The sequence below is a fragment of the Chryseobacterium sp. VAUSW3 genome (assembly GCF_002205795.1).
Taxonomy (GTDB): domain Bacteria; phylum Bacteroidota; class Bacteroidia; order Flavobacteriales; family Weeksellaceae; genus Kaistella; species Kaistella yananensis.
Window position 1 is genome coordinate 43,959 of sequence record NZ_NIUY01000004.1, and the last position, 17,291, is coordinate 61,249.

At 40.2% G+C, this 17,291-nt stretch carries 17 protein-coding genes; 12 read left to right on the top strand and 5 right to left on the bottom strand.

The window, feature by feature from the left end; all coding sequences use genetic code 11:
- Positions 1–74: 74 nt before the first annotated feature.
- The 3 genes from CDW55_RS11445 to CDW55_RS11455 are packed head-to-tail and all read right to left on the bottom strand — an operon-like array spanning position 75 to position 4,069.
- On the bottom strand, positions 75–1,304 hold the full coding sequence (locus CDW55_RS11445; protein WP_088469911.1) for a dicarboxylate/amino acid:cation symporter: 1,230 nt from the start codon (positions 1,302–1,304) through the stop codon (positions 75–77).
- A gap of 48 nt (positions 1,305–1,352) precedes the next feature.
- Positions 1,353–1,997 (bottom strand): hypothetical protein, encoded by a 645-nt coding sequence (locus CDW55_RS11450; protein ID WP_088469912.1) that lies wholly within the window; start codon positions 1,995–1,997, stop codon positions 1,353–1,355.
- Positions 1,994–4,069 (bottom strand): TonB-dependent receptor, encoded by a 2,076-nt coding sequence (locus CDW55_RS11455; protein ID WP_088469913.1) that lies wholly within the window; start codon positions 4,067–4,069, stop codon positions 1,994–1,996. Before CDW55_RS11455 ends, CDW55_RS11450 begins: the two co-directional genes overlap by 4 nt.
- A 75-nt stretch (positions 4,070–4,144) precedes the next feature.
- Between CDW55_RS11455 and CDW55_RS11460 the strand changes: the two genes are divergently transcribed.
- The 10 genes from CDW55_RS11460 (at position 4,145) to CDW55_RS11505 (ending at position 13,463) form a co-directional block, all read left to right on the top strand.
- Entirely contained in the window at positions 4,145–5,065 is a 921-nt protein-coding gene (locus CDW55_RS11460; protein ID WP_088469914.1) for a DnaJ C-terminal domain-containing protein, read from the top strand.
- Positions 5,062–5,349 (top strand): chaperone modulator CbpM, encoded by a 288-nt coding sequence (locus CDW55_RS11465; RefSeq protein ID WP_088469915.1) that lies wholly within the window; start codon positions 5,062–5,064, stop codon positions 5,347–5,349. The genes CDW55_RS11460 and CDW55_RS11465 overlap by 4 nt, the downstream gene beginning before the upstream one ends.
- 139 nt (positions 5,350–5,488) lie before the next feature.
- Entirely contained in the window at positions 5,489–7,843 is a 2,355-nt protein-coding gene (locus CDW55_RS11470; protein WP_088469916.1) for a GEVED domain-containing protein, read from the top strand.
- Between the two features lie 274 nt (positions 7,844–8,117).
- Complete coding sequence (locus CDW55_RS11475; protein WP_088469917.1) at positions 8,118–8,489, top strand: PadR family transcriptional regulator; 372 nt, start codon at positions 8,118–8,120, stop codon at positions 8,487–8,489.
- A gap of 4 nt (positions 8,490–8,493) precedes the next feature.
- The gene (locus CDW55_RS11480) at positions 8,494–10,197 is read left to right on the top strand and encodes a PspC domain-containing protein (RefSeq protein ID WP_088469918.1); all 1,704 of its coding nucleotides are present in this window, start codon (positions 8,494–8,496) and stop codon (positions 10,195–10,197) included.
- A 346-nt stretch (positions 10,198–10,543) separates the two neighbouring features.
- On the top strand, positions 10,544–11,110 hold the full coding sequence (locus CDW55_RS11485; RefSeq protein WP_088469919.1) for a 1-acyl-sn-glycerol-3-phosphate acyltransferase: 567 nt from the start codon (positions 10,544–10,546) through the stop codon (positions 11,108–11,110).
- Between the two features lie 11 nt (positions 11,111–11,121).
- Positions 11,122–11,550 (top strand): PaaI family thioesterase, encoded by a 429-nt coding sequence (locus CDW55_RS11490; protein ID WP_088470022.1) that lies wholly within the window; start codon positions 11,122–11,124, stop codon positions 11,548–11,550.
- Between the two features lie 2 nt (positions 11,551–11,552).
- Positions 11,553–12,524: a chorismate-binding protein gene (locus CDW55_RS11495; protein WP_088469920.1), complete on the top strand. Its 972-nt coding sequence runs from the start codon at positions 11,553–11,555 to the stop codon at positions 12,522–12,524.
- A gap of 9 nt (positions 12,525–12,533) precedes the next feature.
- On the top strand, positions 12,534–12,911 hold the full coding sequence (locus tag CDW55_RS11500) for a VOC family protein (RefSeq protein ID WP_088469921.1): 378 nt from the start codon (positions 12,534–12,536) through the stop codon (positions 12,909–12,911).
- A gap of 3 nt (positions 12,912–12,914) precedes the next feature.
- On the top strand, positions 12,915–13,463 hold the full coding sequence (locus tag CDW55_RS11505) for a DUF1543 domain-containing protein (protein ID WP_088469922.1): 549 nt from the start codon (positions 12,915–12,917) through the stop codon (positions 13,461–13,463).
- Between the two features lie 7 nt (positions 13,464–13,470).
- On the opposite strand, the gene CDW55_RS11510 is transcribed toward CDW55_RS11505, so the two are convergent.
- Positions 13,471–14,556 (bottom strand): endonuclease/exonuclease/phosphatase family protein, encoded by a 1,086-nt coding sequence (locus tag CDW55_RS11510; RefSeq protein ID WP_088469923.1) that lies wholly within the window; start codon positions 14,554–14,556, stop codon positions 13,471–13,473.
- Positions 14,557–14,715: 159 nt separating this feature from the next.
- On the opposite strand from CDW55_RS11510, the gene CDW55_RS11515 reads away from it, so the two are divergent.
- Positions 14,716–15,828, top strand: coding sequence for a 5-(carboxyamino)imidazole ribonucleotide synthase (locus CDW55_RS11515; protein ID WP_088469924.1), 1,113 nt, complete (start codon positions 14,716–14,718; stop codon positions 15,826–15,828).
- Between the two features lie 68 nt (positions 15,829–15,896).
- Positions 15,897–16,274 carry a CBS domain-containing protein gene (locus tag CDW55_RS11520; RefSeq protein ID WP_228399648.1) on the top strand — a complete coding sequence of 126 codons (378 nt, stop codon included), beginning with the start codon at positions 15,897–15,899 and terminating at the stop codon, positions 16,272–16,274.
- A gap of 46 nt (positions 16,275–16,320) precedes the next feature.
- Here the strand turns inward: CDW55_RS11520 and CDW55_RS11525 are convergent, their stop codons facing one another.
- Positions 16,321–17,241, bottom strand: coding sequence for a DMT family transporter (locus CDW55_RS11525; protein WP_088469925.1), 921 nt, complete (start codon positions 17,239–17,241; stop codon positions 16,321–16,323).
- Positions 17,242–17,291: the final 50 nt, after the last annotated feature.

The window sequence follows — 17,291 nt, forward strand, 5'->3', positions numbered from 1 at the left end:
TTACAGCATCTCAAATATGCACATATTTTTCAAATCTTCAAAATTTATATTCGGAGACGGTTGAATTTTCAAATTTATAAAGAAAACTCCTTTGGTTCCTCAAATTTTTCACCAGAAATTTTTGTCGCAAACATAGCTGCGACGGTGTCTCCGGTTGAATTTAGCACAGTTGCTAAGGGATCTACCAATGTTCCGATAATCATTACCGCGGGAATCGCCTCAACCGGAAGCTGGTATACCGAAATCATGAGCATTTCGCCAATATAACCTCCGTTCGGGATTCCGCCGGCTACAATACTTACAAAAATCGTGATTCCAATTGCGAGAAGCAGATTCATCGGATCGAAGAAATTTTCGCCGATAATTAAAAACGCTACATAAATTTTAATGATCGACGACATGGAGGAACCGTTTTTGTGCAGCGTACTTCCGATGGGAATCACAATATTGGCAACTGCATCCGGCACACCGATTTTTGCGGCGGCCTGTAAATTGGCAGGCATTGTGGCGAAACTGCTGCAGGTTGAAATGGCCGTTAAACTCGGATAAATATTGTTTTTCCAGAATTTCTGAACGCCATCTTTCCCTTTCGCCATGAAAGCGTAAACTGTAAAAAACAGGAGAAAGTAAACCGTTCCGGCAATGTAATAAAGTCCGAGCGGCTTCGCATAAAATCCGAAAAGCTGAGGCCCGACGGTCGCAACCTGATATGCGAAATACGCACCCAAACCAATTGGAGCGGCTTTCATGACGATGAGTAGCAGCTCTTTCATTACCTCGTAGCCTGAAGCAAGAAATTGCCGGAACGGTGCCCCAGAACCACCTGTTTTTCTCACCGCAGTTCCCGTAAGAAAAGCAAATATTAACAAAGCCAGCATGTTTTTTCGGGAAAAAAGTTCGGTGAATTCACCCACGGTAAAAAAGCTTACAATCCGGTCGCCCCACGAAGTTTCGGCTCCGGTATCGATTGTTTCACCAGAAGTGGAAGGTAAAGCTTCTGTCGGAAAAAAATAAACTGCCGCAATGGTAAACAGAGCAGCAATAATGATGAAAAGCAGAAATGTAAAAATCATAGAAAAAATTATTTTCCCGAATTTCGACTGTTGCTCTAACGATGCGATAGAATTGGAAACTGCAAAAAATACCAGCGGTACCACGCTCACAAAAAGTAAATTCAGGAAAATATCACCCAGAGGTTTCAGGTAAATGACCGCAGCCGGAAAAAAAATGCCGATAAAACTGCCTGCAGTAATTCCTGTCAGAAGCAGAATAATTCCCGAGTAGTTCTTTAGAACGTCTTTCATGTTTTAAAATTTAATCAAAGATATTGGTAAATTTCTTTTCTCGGGAAATTAAACAGTCCATTCATCATTAATGAGGGCTATAAGGTAATATTTGCCCTGAAGTTCCTCAAAAACAAAACGCAGAGAATTCCAGTCCATGCCGCTGTATTTCTCAGATCCGGGAATGTAATTTTCAGTGAAATCAGCGTTAGGATAAATCTTTAACAAGTTATTGAGTATATTTCCTTTTCCCTTAAATTCATTCAAATAAAATTGAGCTTGCGTGAAATCTCTTTTAAAAACCCACTGTTGTAAATAATTTTGCAGCGAAACCACAAGCAGATCGCCTGTTCCGTCTTTTTCTCCCCAGGTAAATTTCGTAGGCATTGAAATATATCTGTTGAAATCTTCCCGGGAAAAATGTTTGTCTTTTTCAGGCTGCACATACGCGTACATCGAAAAACGTATGCCTTTATGTGGATGTATGAACTGCGAAAAACGTGTGTAATCGTTTGATTTTAAAGAAGATATAATTTCGGCGTTGATGTTTTTCAAGATATTTTCTTTCGTCTGTTTTATGGGTTCTCGAACGGATTTTAAAGAACCAGTTACCGGAACATCTGCCGAATTATTCTGTGCAGGTTGTGAGTTTGGTTTTTCTTTGGTACAGCTGGCAAATAATGTGATCAGCATGGTGTAAATAAGTTTTTTCATAGCGGTGAGTTTAGCGTTAAATTTATGCCAAGCAGATAATTTCTGCCCGCCGCAGGGTTATAAAACCGGTTGCCAAAAGCGTTCGTGTCATAGCCCAAACTGTACGGCGTGTTATAAATATTCTGAATGCTCATGCATAAACTTCCATTGAAAGTTCTTGATTTCAAAAGATAGCTGGCAGAAATATTGCCTATAAAAGAGGGTTCTGCAAAGACAGAATTGGCATCGTTCAGTGGAATTTTCGAGGTGTAAAAATGTGCGATATCTATTTTTAAACCGTGCAACAGTTCAATATTCATCAGATTTTGCAAAGAGGTGGAGGGAACGCCGGTGAGTTGATTACCTGAAAAATCAGCGCTGTTTTTGATGTAATTTTTAAAGCTGAAATCATAAAGATTACCTGCGAGATAGAACTTTATGCTGTTCAGTAATTTGTTGTTGATGTGAATTTTTCGGCTTTCTGCAACAAATTCAATTCCTTTTTGAACCGTTTCTCCGGCATTCACAAAATATTCCTGACCGTTGTCGTTTTCCCTCCTTACAATCGCGTCTTTAAGCCTGAAATCGAAAAAACTCAGTTCAGTAAACAGTAAATTTCCCCACTGTTTTCTGATGCCGATTTCTTTATTCCACCCAAATTCCGGATTCAGACTGCGGTTGATTTCCTGCGCTGAAGAGCGGAGTTCTTCGGTTGTGGGAGCAGAATTTCCCTTGCCAATTTTTCCGCGGGCAGAAAAACTATTTCCCAACAGATATGAAATCCCTAAATTCGGCAGAAATTCATTTTTAAATTTTCTGTTGCCTGATGTTTGTTCCGGAAAAATGCTTTCCCAACGGTACTTCATTAAGTTTAGGCTTCCGGCAAGGTCGATCGTCAGTTTTTCTCCGAAGACAGCTTTTTGGGAAAGGAAAACAAAACCGCTGTTGGCAGATATATTATCAAAATTCTGCGGATTCGTCGGAACTCCAAGCCTGTTATCGAAATTTCTGATGATTGCTTTTGCGGCCGCACCTTCGAAACCCAGACGTGTTTCATAAACGGAATTCAGCGATTTTTCAGCGAAATTTAAATGGGTACGAACGGTAAAATTGTTTTCAAATCTTTTTTCGAAATTGGTGATAAAAGGGTTCCGGAAATCATTATAATTTCCGTGTACCACAATAAAATGACTGAAATTTTCAGTAAAATTGATAAGATTAGACAGTCCGGCGAAAATCATTTTGTTATAAATACCGGCCTGCTGTTCCGCGGCTCCCGGAAGTGTGGCAGTTTTTGGCCTGGCCTGCCTGGGATTTTCCTGCATTTGGGCAAGTGTTAATCCACCGGGAGTTTCGTAATGAAGCTTGGAGAGCAGGAGCAGCACGTGGAACTGGTTGTTTTGGCCATAGCGATACCGGTCGTTCAGAAACATGAATTTTCTTTGCAATGCAGCGTGGTCACGGTAAGAATCTGTGGTTTCGTAACTGGTATAGACTTGCAGAAAATGATTTTTAAACTGCTCAGCGAATCGAATTTTTCCTTTATAATGACTGAAGCTTCCGGCTGAAATGCCAAAACTTTTTTCTTCTGAATTTTTTGTCTGAAGCAAAGCTGTTCCGCCTGTTACCGCTCCGAAATCTCCACTTTCAGGACCTTTGTAAATTTCAATTGATTGAAGGATTTCCGGATCCAGAATATTCAGATACGTATTTCCCGCAGCGTCTGTGAGGGAGAAATCATCAAGATAAATTTTCACATTTCTTACCCCGAACGGAGACCTCAGCGTGCTTCCCCGAATCGAAAAACGGTAGCTGCCGGGGGATCGTTCTTCCATTTTACTTCCCGGCAAGAGATTTAATGATTCCAAAAGGCGGCCGGGTGCGTTCTGTAAAAGAAAATTTGGATTCGCTACAGATACCGATTTGGTAGCCGTGATGAGTTTCGCCGGTTTACGGTAGACATCAAGCTGAACTTCAGAAATAAGCATTGCAGAATCCTGCACCTGTGAGAAAACAGGTACATAAAAAATCAGGAAAAATAATGGCAAGCCTTTGAAAAACAATGAGATGATTTTTGAGCTAAAATAAAACATTCACTTTAAAGTTTAACAGTTCTTTAAATTAAGATTGCAGCAAAATTTCCTAAATTTGAATAAATCAATGATACTATGGCTTATATAGATTATTATAAGATTTTGGGAATCGATAAAAACGCGTCGGCCGAAGATATTAAAAAAGCTTACCGCAAACTTGCCAGAAAATACCACCCCGACGTGAATCCCGGCGATAAGGAAGCTGAAAGGAAATTCAAGGAAATCAATGAAGCCAATGAAGTACTGAGCCACCCGGAAAACCGCGAAAAATATGACAAATACGGTGAACACTGGAAATATGGCGAAGAATATGAAAAGGCCAGACAGCAACAACAGCATTCGAAACAGAGTGCGAGTTATGGTGGATTTTCAGGTGCAGATTTCGGCGAAGGTGAGGATTTTTCAGATTTTTTCCAAAGCATGTTTGGTGGAGGCGCAGGTAGCGGTTTTGGCAGAAGTGCGCGGGGAAGTACATCCGGAAAATTTCGCGGTCAGGACATTTCTGCAGAACTGAATCTTCATCTCCGCGACGCGGCTACCACTCATCAGCAAACTTTTGAGATTAATGGTAAGAAAGTACGGATTACGATTCCGGCCGGAATTGCCGACGGACAGAAAATTAAACTGAAAGGCCACGGAAGCCCCGGTTATAACGGCGGCCCGAACGGAGACCTGTATATTACCTTCAATATTGCAGAAGACCCTCATTTTAAAAGAAATGGCGACCAACTGAGTGCGGAGGTGATTGTTGATCTTTATACGGCTGTTTTGGGTGGCGAAGTGATCGTGAAAACTTTGGATGGCAGTGTAAACCTTAAAGTAAAACCCGGAACACAGAACGGTACAAAAGCGCGATTGAAAGGAAAAGGTTTTCCGGTGTATAAAAAAGAAGGAGAGTATGGAGATCTGGTGGTTACTTACCACGTAAAAATTCCTACAAATCTATCAGAGAAAGAAAAAGATTTATTCCAACAACTAAAAGATTTACAGCGATGAGCGAGAGAATATCACGGGAAGAACTCGTAAAGATTTATAATATAGAAATTACTTTTTTTGATTCTCTTGAAGAAGCGGGGCTGCTAAAGACCGTGACCGAAAATGAAGTAAAATATCTGCTTTATGATGAACTTGAATTGTTCGAAAGGTTTGCGAACTGGCATTATGATCTTGATGTAAATCTCCCCGGTGTGGAAGTGATCCACCATCTCCTTCAGAAAATGGAAAAGCTTACGGCAGAAAACAGAAGACTGCTGCAGCATATGGGGAGTGATTCTTATTAGATTCAGTTAAAAATCTATTCATTGAAGGTTTTTTTTGGAATTGACAACCTTATTGGGGTTTTGTTTTAAATTTACAAAAGATTTTGGCTTTTAGTTGAAATTAATTTTTAAATTTGGTGTCCATTAACAATTAAATATTATGAAGAAATTTTTACTTTCATGCTTTTTGGCATTGGGATTTGGTGCAAATGCACAGTACGCCTATGTAGGCAATTTTGAAGATCCGGGTTACAATACGACCATTTACAAACAGTTTGGTGGCGGAAGCCGAACCACTGCAGCTGCATGTAACGGAACAAACGGGGGGCAACTCGCGATCAGCTCATCGGCAACACAAACAGGTTATATGATCGATCTGAGCGAAATAGGACAAACCGGAAATGGACAAAAAATTGACGTAAGCGTAGGTTATAAAAAGGCATCAACGGTTACGGGTACCTTAAGCTTAGCCTATTTTGTTCTGAACACGGCGACAAATCAGTGGTCGGTAAATACTTTCGGAACTCCGGTTACTTTAACTTCTGCCGCAACCACAACTTGCGCTACTTTAAGCGGTACAATCCCTGCCGGTATCATTCAGCCGGGGCAGGTTTACGGAGTAGGTGCTTGGTTTGTAAGAAGCGGATCTACTTCCGGAAATATTTATGTAGACGATATTACAGTTAATCAGGAAGTTGTTACTACTGTTCCTGCATGTACTACAATCAATTATCCTGCAAACGGATCTACCATATCAGCAGGAAATCTATCTTTGGCATGGGATGCAGTACCAACCGCAGTAAGTTATGATGTGACGGTAGGAACGACTCCGGGAGGATCAGATCTTGTAAATGTTACAGTTGGAGGTACTACAACCAACCTTACTTTGGCAACCAACACTACGTATTATGCAAAAGTTACTCCTAAGAACCTGAACGGAAGCGCTGCGGGATGTACTGAAATATCGTTTACAACAAATAATGATATCGGTTATTGCGGTCCAATTACTGCATCAGCAGTTACGTATCCTATTTCTTCTGTTTCTCTTAACGGTGTAACCAATACGTCATCGGCTGCCACAGGAGCACCTGCACACGAAGATTTTACAGCGATTGTTCTACCTGTATATGCTGGTATTCCTAACCAACTTACAGTAGCAGCGACAGGTCTGGGAACAAACAGGTTTGGGATGACCGTGTTTATCGACTGGAATAACGACGGAGATTTTAATGATGGCGGTGAACAGTACTTTACCACACCACCATTGGTTGGAGGAACAGGTGCAACAGTAAATTTGGCAGGAAATATTGCAGTACCGAATGGGGTAAGTTTGGGTAATAAGAGAATGCGAATCAAATACAATTTCAACAGTTCTACAACTGCACTGATCGACGCTTTACTAAACCCATGTGCTAATTTAGGAAATGGGCAGGTTGAAGATTACACGCTATCATTACTGAATCCGCCATCAGCTCCAATTTGTGCAAGTGTTAGTCTGCCAGTTTCCGGATCAACAGATTTCCCGGCAAACGGAACTATTACGTGGAATACTGTTCAGTACGCAGCGGGATATAAAGTATATATTGGTACGACCCCTGGAGGAACCGACATTGCAAACGGAATTGTCGTTACTGGTACCACATACAAACCAGCATTACAGGCTAACACCATGTATTACTTAAAGGTAGTACCGTATAACACTGTTGGCGACGCTGCAGGATGTACAGAGATCAGTTTCACCACTACCACAGTTCAGTATTGCGGACCACTAACATATTCTACAGTGGAGCCTACAACGAACGTAACTTTTGCAGGGATTAACAATACAACTTCTGCAACGGTAGGCGGAAGCCCTGCCCACGAATTCTTCCTGGATAAAATAGGGACGGTGTTGACAAATACGACTTATCCTATTTCAATGAATGCGAATACAGACGGGACTACATTCAGACATTTCTTTGCTGTATTTATCGACTGGAATCAGGACGGCGATTTTGATGATGCTGGTGAAAAATATTTTACAACTCCTGAAACCTTTAAATTTGTATTGGGCTCGGATGGAGTAAATGGAACTCCGGCAGTAGGATCTATCGTAGTTCCTGAAGATGCAAAATTAGGACAGACAAGAATGAGGGTTAAATCTGCTTATTACGGTAGTACGGGCCCAAATACAGAACCTAACCTGAGTAATTTTGCCAATGCATGTGTTACCACGGGCTCCAGCTTTGGACAGGTTGAAGATTATACGATTCAGGTGAATTCAGCGACTCAGGGAACATCTAATGTTGATAAAGCCAAGGTTTCTGTATATCCTAATCCATTCCATGATGTTTTAAATATTTCTGATGTCAAGGGAGTGAAATCTGTTTCAGTTAGCGATGTTGCCGGAAGACAGGTGAAAACAATGAAGGCGGCGGCTCATCTTAACCTTTCAGATCTGAAAACCGGTCTTTATATCGTGACATTACACATGGAAGATGGTTCAGTAAAATCAATCAAAGCCATTAAAAAGTAATATTTAAATGTTTATTTACTAAATAAATAGATCCGCCTCATTAATGAGGCGGATTTTTTTTGTTTAATCTAAATGGTGAAATCGTTTCAAAGTGCTTATTATATTAGTTTTTAAAGGTTTTCAAAAATACATCAAGAAAGAATTTTTAAAAAATTTTAAATTTTTTACTACTTTGTATTGCATAATACTAAATTAATTATATATCTTTGCATTGTAAGATTGATAGGATGAAAAATCCTTTCCGAATTTGAACCAATTAATAACCTAAAATAATATGAACACAGAAAACACCAAAGCGCAAATGCGAAAAGGAATTCTGGAATTCTGTATTTTGAGTTTGATCGACAGAAAAGAAATGTACGTTTCCGATTTGATTGATGAACTTAAAAAAGGAAAACTGGATGTGGTGGAAGGGACGCTCTACCCGCTACTCACAAGACTCAAAAACGGCGAATTTCTCGCTTACCGATGGGAAGAATCTACCGGCGGGCCGCCAAGAAAATACTACCAGATAACTGAAAAAGGTAAGTTATTCCTTGCCGAACTGCTGAATACCTGGAAAGAACTAACCGACTCTGTAAACCAAATTACTAAAAACAATAACCCTACGGACGCACCTGAAAGCTCGTTCCTCCCAAATTCTTAAAACTATGAACAAGACACTCTCAATAGGACTTGCAGGTTTCTCCTTCACCATCGAGGAACACGCATATATTAAACTCAGCGATTATCTTGCGGCGCTCAGAAGCTCTTTGGATGCAAACGAAGCTGATGAGGTAATGCACGACATCGAAATCCGGATGGTTGAAATCTTTAAGGACACTTTAGGAAAACGTGAAGTCATCAACGATACCGATGTGGAGAAAGTAATTTCACAAATCGGTAAGCCGGAGCAGATCGAAGAACAGGAAGAGGCTTACTTTTCTGACAAATCTTCAAGAAGAGACCACAAAACTACAGGAACGTTCACCGGCCAGAAACAGCTCTTCCGCGATCCTGAAAAACAGAAAATCGCAGGCGTGTGCGCAGGTTTAGCACATTACGTTGGGATGGATGTAAGCGCCATGCGCGCCATTTGGTTAGGAATCGCAATCCTTGGAGTTTTCACGGCAGCAATTTCAACTTCACTGATTATTTTGATTTATGTAATTCTGTGGATCGTTTTGCCAAAAGCAGAAACCGCAACAGATTTCCTGAAAATGAAGGGAAAGCCCATGAACTTCGACAATCTGAAAAACGAATCCAACAAACTGGTTCAGTTTGCCAATGAATCTACACAGAGAGTCGGAGAGATTTATCAAGAAAACAAACCTTACATCAACAATGCGGGAAGCGGAATCTGGAATGTAATCCGTTACATTCTAGGCGGAATCTTCGGATTGATGGCATTAGGTTGCATCATTGGAGCATTCTTTATCTTCGGACTTTTCGGAAGTATGGAGCTCTCACCGATGCGTGAATTCAACTTCCTTTTCGAAGATGGCGGAATGAGCAATGTGCTGTATGCCATGATGCTGATCGGGACACTTATCCCGGCAATTCTCTTCAGTTTACTTTCCATTAAACTCATTTCTCCTAAAACACAGCTCAGAAATGTAGGATATGTACTCGGTGCGTTATTGCTGATTCTTATCGCTTTCGGAACTTATTTCGGAATTAACATGGCTAAAAAGGACATGATTTACAAAGGTCATAAAGAAGATACCGAGAATGTGGCCATCAACACCACTTCCGACAGTCTGTATATTGACGTGAAGCAAATCACGATTCCGCAGAACTTCACCGCTTACGATGACGATATTTTTTCAGACAAGCAGATGGTTTACGAAGAAGATTATCCTTATGTTGATGTAACAAGAAGCGCAACTGCTACGGCGCCATATTTAATCATAAAAAAAGAAGGGAAGGGCTATAATATTCCGATCCAGCTGAATGTAGCGGTAGAAATTCAGGATAACAAAATCTTGCTGCCGAATTTTGTAAAATACCCTTACCAGGACCGCTTCCGCGATTACAATGTAAACTATGAACTGGTAGTTCCGATGAGCACCAAGGTTTTCAAAGTGAAAGAAAATGCACTGAATCTGGATGGTGATCTGGATGGCGACGGAGTGGAAGACGATGACGACGATGCGCATGGCGTAGTAATCGAGAAAAATAAGATCAAAATAAACGGATCTACCATTCAGTACAGTTCCTCAGATAAAGACAGCGTCATTATCAATGGGACCAAAATGCCGAAAGCAGAGGCCGATAAAATCATCGATTCCATGAAAACAAATATGGGCAAAATGGAAAATGTTGACATCTCCATTAAAGACGGAAAGAAAGAAATATCCATTAAAACCAAATAATGAGAGTGGATGAGCAAAGGCGGAGGATCTGCTCCACAGAAAAATCCGCTTTTCGCTTGTTCATTTCAGGTTTAACCAAAATTTAACATCCGGATTGGTATTTTCATTAAAAAAAATACTAATTTCGTAACGCGAATTTAATCAAGTTAGTAATCACACTCAAAAACCTCAATCATGGTACAGTTCGTTTTAGAAATCGCAATGAGAATCATTGATTTCGTTAGCAGTTTATTTTAGTAAGAATTTTAATTCAATATATTTGTAAAGTATAACCAATACCTTTGGTTATACTTTTTTGTTTAATAAGAAACAGTAAAATTAAATTCCTTTCCCGGAATCAATTGATATGAAAAAACTCATCGGAAAACTCATCCTGAAACTTATCGGCTGGAAAATTGTTCTCGAAGGCGATGTAAATAATCTTAACCGTTGTATTCTTGTCGTTGCACCACATACTTCCAATCAGGAATATCTTCTTGGCAATCTTGCCTATTGGGCACTCGATAAACCGTTGAAAATCATTATCAAAGATCAGCACACAAAAGCCTGGTACGGCGGAGTGGTAAAAGCGCTGGGCGGAATTGGGATCGACCGTTCCCAGAAAAACGACCTCGTGAAATTTGTGGTTGATCAGTTCAAAAAAGAAGATTTCAGTCTGGTGATTACCCCGGAAGGAACAAGAAGCTGGGTGCCGAAATGGCGCAAAGGCTTTTATCACATGGCGATGGCGGCAAAAGTTCCGATTATTGTGGCAGCAGGCGATTTCAGAACGAAACAGATTCATTTGGGCTATGAAATTTCGGTGAAAGATCTCGAAACCCGCTCTTTCGAAGATATTATGCAGGAAATGGAAGATTATTACAAAAAAATTACACCCAAATATCCTGAAAAATGGAATCCAAAAATTTATTAAATAGCAAAATAATGACCGAAGATAAAAAGAACGGAATTCTGCACAGGCTCAACAATTGGGGCGGCGATAATTTAGGTAAAACACTGGGAATTATTTTCACTGATGTAACCGATGATACCCTTACTGCCACTATGCCCGTAACGCCAAGAGTTCATCAGCCTTTCGGCATTCTTCACGGCGGTGCAAACTGTGTTCTGGCCGAAACGCTTGGCTCCTGTCTTTCTGTTTTGCACGTAGATACGGAGAAAGTGGTGCCTGTGGGAACCAATATCAATTCCAATCATTTACGCAGCAAAAAAGACGGAATGGTCACCGGAACTGCGAGATTTATCCGCAAAGGAAACACCATGCATGTCTCCGAAATCGATATCCGCGACGAACATGGTAACCTGATCAATCACACTACCATGACCAATAATATCATTCCACGTCCCAGATAAAAATGATTTTCTTTAGATTTCCTTTTTCCGAAATTATTTACACTATCGGCGAAACTTCGGCTTCTGAGGCAGTGTCTTTTCTGTCATTCGATCAGTCAGAAAAATTAGATTTTAAAGGAAATATCAAAGCAATATCAGTAAATTATTTTTTAAATCATGAAGTCTTTAATGATGAATTGAAAATGGAACTCCTTGATTTTAAAGAGGAAACATCGGAAGAGTATCAGAAGACGTTATTGAATGTAATGGACTTCATTAAAGAAAATCAACTTTCCAAACTGGTAATTTCCAGAAGAAAACTGGTAGAATTCAACGGTTCAAAACTCAGTCTTTCCCAAACATTTCTTAATCTTTGCGAAGCCTACAAAAACGCTTTTGTGTATTTTTTTATTAAAGACGGAAAATGCTGGCTGGGCGCTTTTTCAGAATTATTAGGAAAATTTGATAAAAGAACGTCGGAGTTTCAAACCATGAGTCTTGCCGGAACGATACCTGTGGACGAAAAGTGGACAGATAAGGAAATTGAAGAACAAAAACCGGTAACAGTTTTTATCTCTAATACGCTGAAAAATTATGCTTCTGAAGTTCATAAAAGCGACACTTACGACCATATTTCCGGAAACATCAAACATCTGCGTACAGATTTCAACGCGAAAATAGAAGAGGAAAATCTCGAAAAGATTATTTCAGAACTTCATCCTACGCCTGCGGTATGTGGAATTCCAAAGGAAATGTGCAGAAATACAATCGAAAATTTTGAACCGCATCCAAGAAATTTCTATGCCGGTTATATTAAAGTCGAAACCGAAGAAAATGTTCAGTATTTTGTAAATCTTCGCTGCGCCGAATTCTTTAGGAATGCAGCTTTAGTTTATGTTGGTGGTGGAATTACATCTGAGAGTTCACCCGAAAAAGAATGGCGCGAAACCGAACTGAAGTCGGAGGCCATCCTGAAAAATCTCAGTTTTAAATAAATCTTTAATATGAAAATTCACCATATCGCCATCATCTGTTCCGATTATCAGGTCTCGAAAGAATTTTATACCGAAATTTTAGGGCTTCAGATTTTACGCGAAGTTTACCGTGCAGAGCGGGATTCCTACAAACTCGATCTGGGAATTGGTGAGCATTATGTGATTGAACTTTTTTCATTTCCCAATCCACAGCCAAGACCTTCACGCCCCGAAAGCTGCGGGTTGCGTCATTTAGCTTTTTCTGTGAAGAATGTGGAGGAAAAGCGCGATGAACTCATGAAAAAAGGTTTGGTATGTGAGGAAATCCGCGTGGATGAATTTACAGACCGGAAATTTTTTTTCACCCAGGATCCCGATGCTTTGCCGCTGGAATTTTACGAAGCTTAAAAGATGAAATTGTTTTATATCCTTCTCGGCGCTTCAGTCCATGGCAGAACGATTGAGCAGCATGATGTGTTTTTTGGCATCGCTAAAAAGCTTAAAGATTTAGCGCCTGCTATTAAAGAGTTCTGGCCGGAAGCGGGCAGCGATCTTCATCTTGATGCTTATCAGGAAGTGAAATTTGTCGATGGCTACGAAATTAAAATTGTGGAAAAAGGCAGTGAGAAATCGGAAAATCATTTATTTTTCATCAATCTTGGCGGCTATAAAGCCGGTTTTTTCGAGGAATTTCATGAACAGCATTTGATGGTGGGCAAAAAAATGTCGGAGGTCATCAAAAGATCAAAGCAGACCGAATTTTATAAAACGATGGGATTCCCAGGTGCGGTAAGCCATGTTGACGATAAACACGGCGTTGATGTTGATGATATTTTCAAAGTAAATGATCTTCTGCCTCAGGAAATGAGGGAAAAATATTCATTGGTTCTGGAAAAGTCTGGTGAAATTGAGCAGAAGAATTTCATCAAACTCAAATATCTTAAAATCGATAAAATTTAGAATAAGCTTATTCTTTTGCGATCTCTTCGCGGTTATCTGATTCTTCTTTTATGCCTTCCTCAATCAGTTCTTCCACAACTATTTCATCTGCAGGTTTCAGGGTTTTTACTTCCTCTTCCTGTTTGGTGTCGTAAAGATTAATGTGAAATTGGCAGAGAATAGGGAAGTGGTCGGAACCGATGTGTTCCAAAGTTTCGAGTTTCTCGACAAAAATTTCTGGTGAGTGGAAAAGCAAATCCAGCGGAACCCGGAAAAACCAGTATTTCGCATGGAATGTTGCTAAAATCCCTCTTCCTACACGCGCATCAATCAGTTCACTGGTTTTACGGAAAAGAATGGAAGTTACCGACCACGCTACCGTGTTGAAATCGCCGATTACCAAAGACGGAATCTGGTTTTCTTTAATTTTTTTAGCCACACACAGCAAATCACCGTCGCGCTCTTTCGAAGTGGTTTCTTCCGTAGGACTTGGCGGCGGTGGATGTACGGCAAAAACCACAAAATCATGTCCGTCAGCGGTCTGAAACCGTGCTTCGATGCTTGGAACATCATCTGCTACAAAAAAATGTACAGTAGATTCTACAAACGGAATTTTAGAATAAAGATGCATTCCATAGGTGTTTTCCAGGGTTACCTTTTCTGTGTAAGGATAGTTTTTTTCAAGTTTGCGGTTGGCCTGTTCCCAATCAGCGTTGCTTTCCATCGTGATGAAAATGTCGGGACTGTATTTCGCTATAAGTTGATGCAGTTTTTGGAAATTTTTATTGAACTGATAAACATTCACCGAAATGACTTTAACCGTCGCCGAAGCAGTAGAATCCTTTTTTACTTCTTTCTTTTTGTAAAATTTGGTGTAGCGGATTAAAATATAAAGGTGATAGAGAATCAAGATAAACTGCGCGGCATTTAAGAGCCACATCCAAAAGTTTTTTTCAGCAAAAATAATTGACGATGAAAATGAGATTCCCTGCAGTACAAGAATCTGAATCTTCATGAATTCCGGGACACGGAAAACCCAGTGCTGGCTCCTGAAAAACGGAAGAATGCTCAGAATAATAAGCAATACCGACAAAATAGCGAGAAATATTTCCATAGTTTATTTCATACAAAGTAAAACTAAAAAGTATTATTCTGCATACTTTTCAATTAAATAATTAAGCCATTTTTATGCCCTAAGAATTGCTTTTCGTAATTTTGTGAACTCCCCACCTCACGGGAAGGAATATAAATCAATAAAGAAAAAAGTGAAAATATGAAAATCGGAATTCTCGGTGGCGGACAGTTGGGCCGGATGCTTATTCAGGAAGCATTAAAATATGATGACGAATGGTTTACCCTCGATCCTGCCAAAGATGCGCCCTGCCATGCAATATCTAACTTTACCGAGGGAAATTTCGATGATTTCGATACGGTGTTCAATTTCGGGAAAGGGAAGGATGTAGTGTCCATCGAGATCGAGCATGTGAATGTTGATGCGCTTTACGAACTCCGCGAATGTGGTATTAAGGTAATTCCAAGTCCCGAAATCATTCAGATTATCCAGCAAAAAATTCTCCAGAAAGAATTTTATCTAAAACACGATATTCCAAGTCCGGAATTTCAGATTATCCAGAATACATCCGAAGCGAATTTTCCGCTGCCTTTCGTGCAGAAAATGAATGCCGGTGGTTACGACGGTAAAGGCGTACAGGTCATCAGAACCGATGAAGATCTGAAAAAATTGTGGAACGTGCCTTCGGTTTTGGAAAGTCTGGTTGATATCGAAAAAGAACTTTCTGTAATTGTTGCCATCAACGAAAACGGTGAAACCAAAACTTTTCCGGTCACTGAAATGGTGGCGGATCCCAAACTTAATCTTCTGGATTTTAATATCTGTCCGGCGCATATTTCAGAACATGTAGAGCAACAAATTCAGCAAATCGTGAAGAAATTCATCAAGGCGGCTAATTCTCCGGGACTTTTTGCCATTGAACTTTTCCTCGATAAGAAAGATGAGGTTTGGGTAAATGAAACCGCGCCGAGACTGCACAATTCGGGCCATCAGACGCAGGAAGGAAACTCAAATTCACAGTTCGAACAGCTTTACCGCGTTTTAAAAAATCTTCCGCTCGCGGATACCGATGCTTTCGGATTTTCAGGAATGCTGAATCTGGTAGGTGAAGAAAATTTCTCGGGAAAAGTAAAGTATGAAGGATTGGATGAAGTACTGAAATTACCCAAAACCTACGTTCATCTTTACGGAAAAACAGCAACCAAACCCGGAAGGAAAATGGGTCACATTAATATTCTGGCAAACTCACGAAAAGAACTTTTAGAAAAACTCATTCACGTAAAATCACTTGTGAAGGTCGTTTCCGGGCATTAAGCGTTTCGTTTAAAATTGTATTTTTTAATTAAATATTTTGTAATAACTTTAATACAAAATATTTGATTATGAGTAATATAGCAACAGTTTTGGCCCGCAAGGGGAATTCGTTCGTCAGCGTGAATCCGGAACAGACCGTTCTGGAAGCGTTACAGCTCATGGCTGACAGAAATGTTGGTGCAGTGGTGGTAAACGATGCCGACACTTATCATGGTATTTTTACCGAAAGAGATTATTCCCGCAATGTTATTCTTAAAAACCGGCATTCTTCAGAAACAAAGGTGAAGGAAGTAATGTCGGTAAATCTTCCTGAAATTAAACCGCTCGACACCCTGAATCACTGTATGCAACTGATGGCCGATCACAATGTGCGCTATCTGCCGGTGATGGAAGAGGGTAAAATGAACGGTATTATTTCGATACCGATGTCATCCGCGAAAAAGTAATTGATCAGAAAGAAGTCATTAAACAGCTGAAAGAATATATCCAGGGTTAATCAATGCTTTGTTTTCTCCTCCGGAACATTCCCTTCTGGTAATTGGTGATAAAAACGCCGCAGATAATAAGCGCAGTGGCGGTAATAAATGCTGCCGAAATTTCTTCATCCAGAATCAGCCATCCCAAAAATATTGCAATCACTGTATTTACATAAGAAAGCAGGGAAACCTGGGTTGGCGAAATCTTCTTTAAAGCAAAGTGAAACGCAAAATAAGCCGCTACAGAGCCAAAAACCGCAAGATAAACGGTTGCTGCGATGCTTTTGAACGACCAGGAATTCACCTCAATTTTATCAGACAGCATAAAAGCCAATGCAATCTGCGCTATTCCCGCAAAAGCAAACTGATAAAAGAGGTTCAACGAAATATTCTGATGCTGAAGTTTCATTTTTTTGGTTAGAATTGATCCCAAAGCCCAACCGCAGATGGCAATAAAAATAAAGATGACGCCCATGCGGTAATCCGGATTCAGTAAATCCTGAATACCATCTTTAAAAATCAGAAGAATCCCGCTGAAGCCCATTAATATTCCCAGTAAAGAACGGTATGTAAATTTCTGAAGACCAAAAAATATGCTTCCCAGAAATACAAGAAGCGGAGAAGTGGCGCTGATTAAAGAAGCCAAACTGCTCGAAAGATGCTCTTCTGCAACGGTCGTCATTCCGTTGGCTACAATCAGCATCAGTACGGAAAAAATGATTTGAATTCTTAGATTTTTCCACCCGATCCATCGAAGTTGTTTTGAAAACAGCAGAATGATAAATAATAATCCGGCCGCGATGACCTGTCGGATTCCCGCAACAAACCAGGGCGGAATAGTTTCCACCGCAATACGGATGCCGAGAAAAGTGGTTCCCCAAACGATGGCAACGGTTAAAATAGCAATAATGAGTTTGGGGTCTTTGGGAAATTTCACAGTGCAAAAGTACGCTTTTTTGCTGCTTTTACGGGTCGGAGGAAGAATTG

Bases quoted from the DNA above. Each gene is read 5' to 3' on its own strand.
- CDW55_RS11445 (WP_088469911.1), bottom strand. From the start codon at position 1,304: ATGAAAGACGTTCTAAAGAACTACTCGGGAATTATTCTGCTTCTGACA.
- CDW55_RS11450 (WP_088469912.1), bottom strand. From the start codon at position 1,997: ATGAAAAAACTTATTTACACCATGCTGATCACATTATTTGCCAGCTGT.
- CDW55_RS11455 (WP_088469913.1), bottom strand. From the start codon at position 4,069: ATGTTTTATTTTAGCTCAAAAATCATCTCATTGTTTTTCAAAGGCTTG.
- CDW55_RS11460 (WP_088469914.1), top strand. From the start codon at position 4,145: ATGGCTTATATAGATTATTATAAGATTTTGGGAATCGATAAAAACGCG.
- CDW55_RS11465 (WP_088469915.1), top strand. From the start codon at position 5,062: ATGAGCGAGAGAATATCACGGGAAGAACTCGTAAAGATTTATAATATA.
- CDW55_RS11470 (WP_088469916.1), top strand. From the start codon at position 5,489: ATGAAGAAATTTTTACTTTCATGCTTTTTGGCATTGGGATTTGGTGCA.
- CDW55_RS11475 (WP_088469917.1), top strand. From the start codon at position 8,118: ATGAACACAGAAAACACCAAAGCGCAAATGCGAAAAGGAATTCTGGAA.
- CDW55_RS11480 (WP_088469918.1), top strand. From the start codon at position 8,494: ATGAACAAGACACTCTCAATAGGACTTGCAGGTTTCTCCTTCACCATC.
- CDW55_RS11485 (WP_088469919.1), top strand. From the start codon at position 10,544: ATGAAAAAACTCATCGGAAAACTCATCCTGAAACTTATCGGCTGGAAA.
- CDW55_RS11490 (WP_088470022.1), top strand. From the start codon at position 11,122: ATGACCGAAGATAAAAAGAACGGAATTCTGCACAGGCTCAACAATTGG.
- CDW55_RS11495 (WP_088469920.1), top strand. From the start codon at position 11,553: ATGATTTTCTTTAGATTTCCTTTTTCCGAAATTATTTACACTATCGGC.
- CDW55_RS11500 (WP_088469921.1), top strand. From the start codon at position 12,534: ATGAAAATTCACCATATCGCCATCATCTGTTCCGATTATCAGGTCTCG.
- CDW55_RS11505 (WP_088469922.1), top strand. From the start codon at position 12,915: ATGAAATTGTTTTATATCCTTCTCGGCGCTTCAGTCCATGGCAGAACG.
- CDW55_RS11510 (WP_088469923.1), bottom strand. From the start codon at position 14,556: ATGGAAATATTTCTCGCTATTTTGTCGGTATTGCTTATTATTCTGAGC.
- CDW55_RS11515 (WP_088469924.1), top strand. From the start codon at position 14,716: ATGAAAATCGGAATTCTCGGTGGCGGACAGTTGGGCCGGATGCTTATT.
- CDW55_RS11520 (WP_228399648.1), top strand. From the start codon at position 15,897: ATGAGTAATATAGCAACAGTTTTGGCCCGCAAGGGGAATTCGTTCGTC.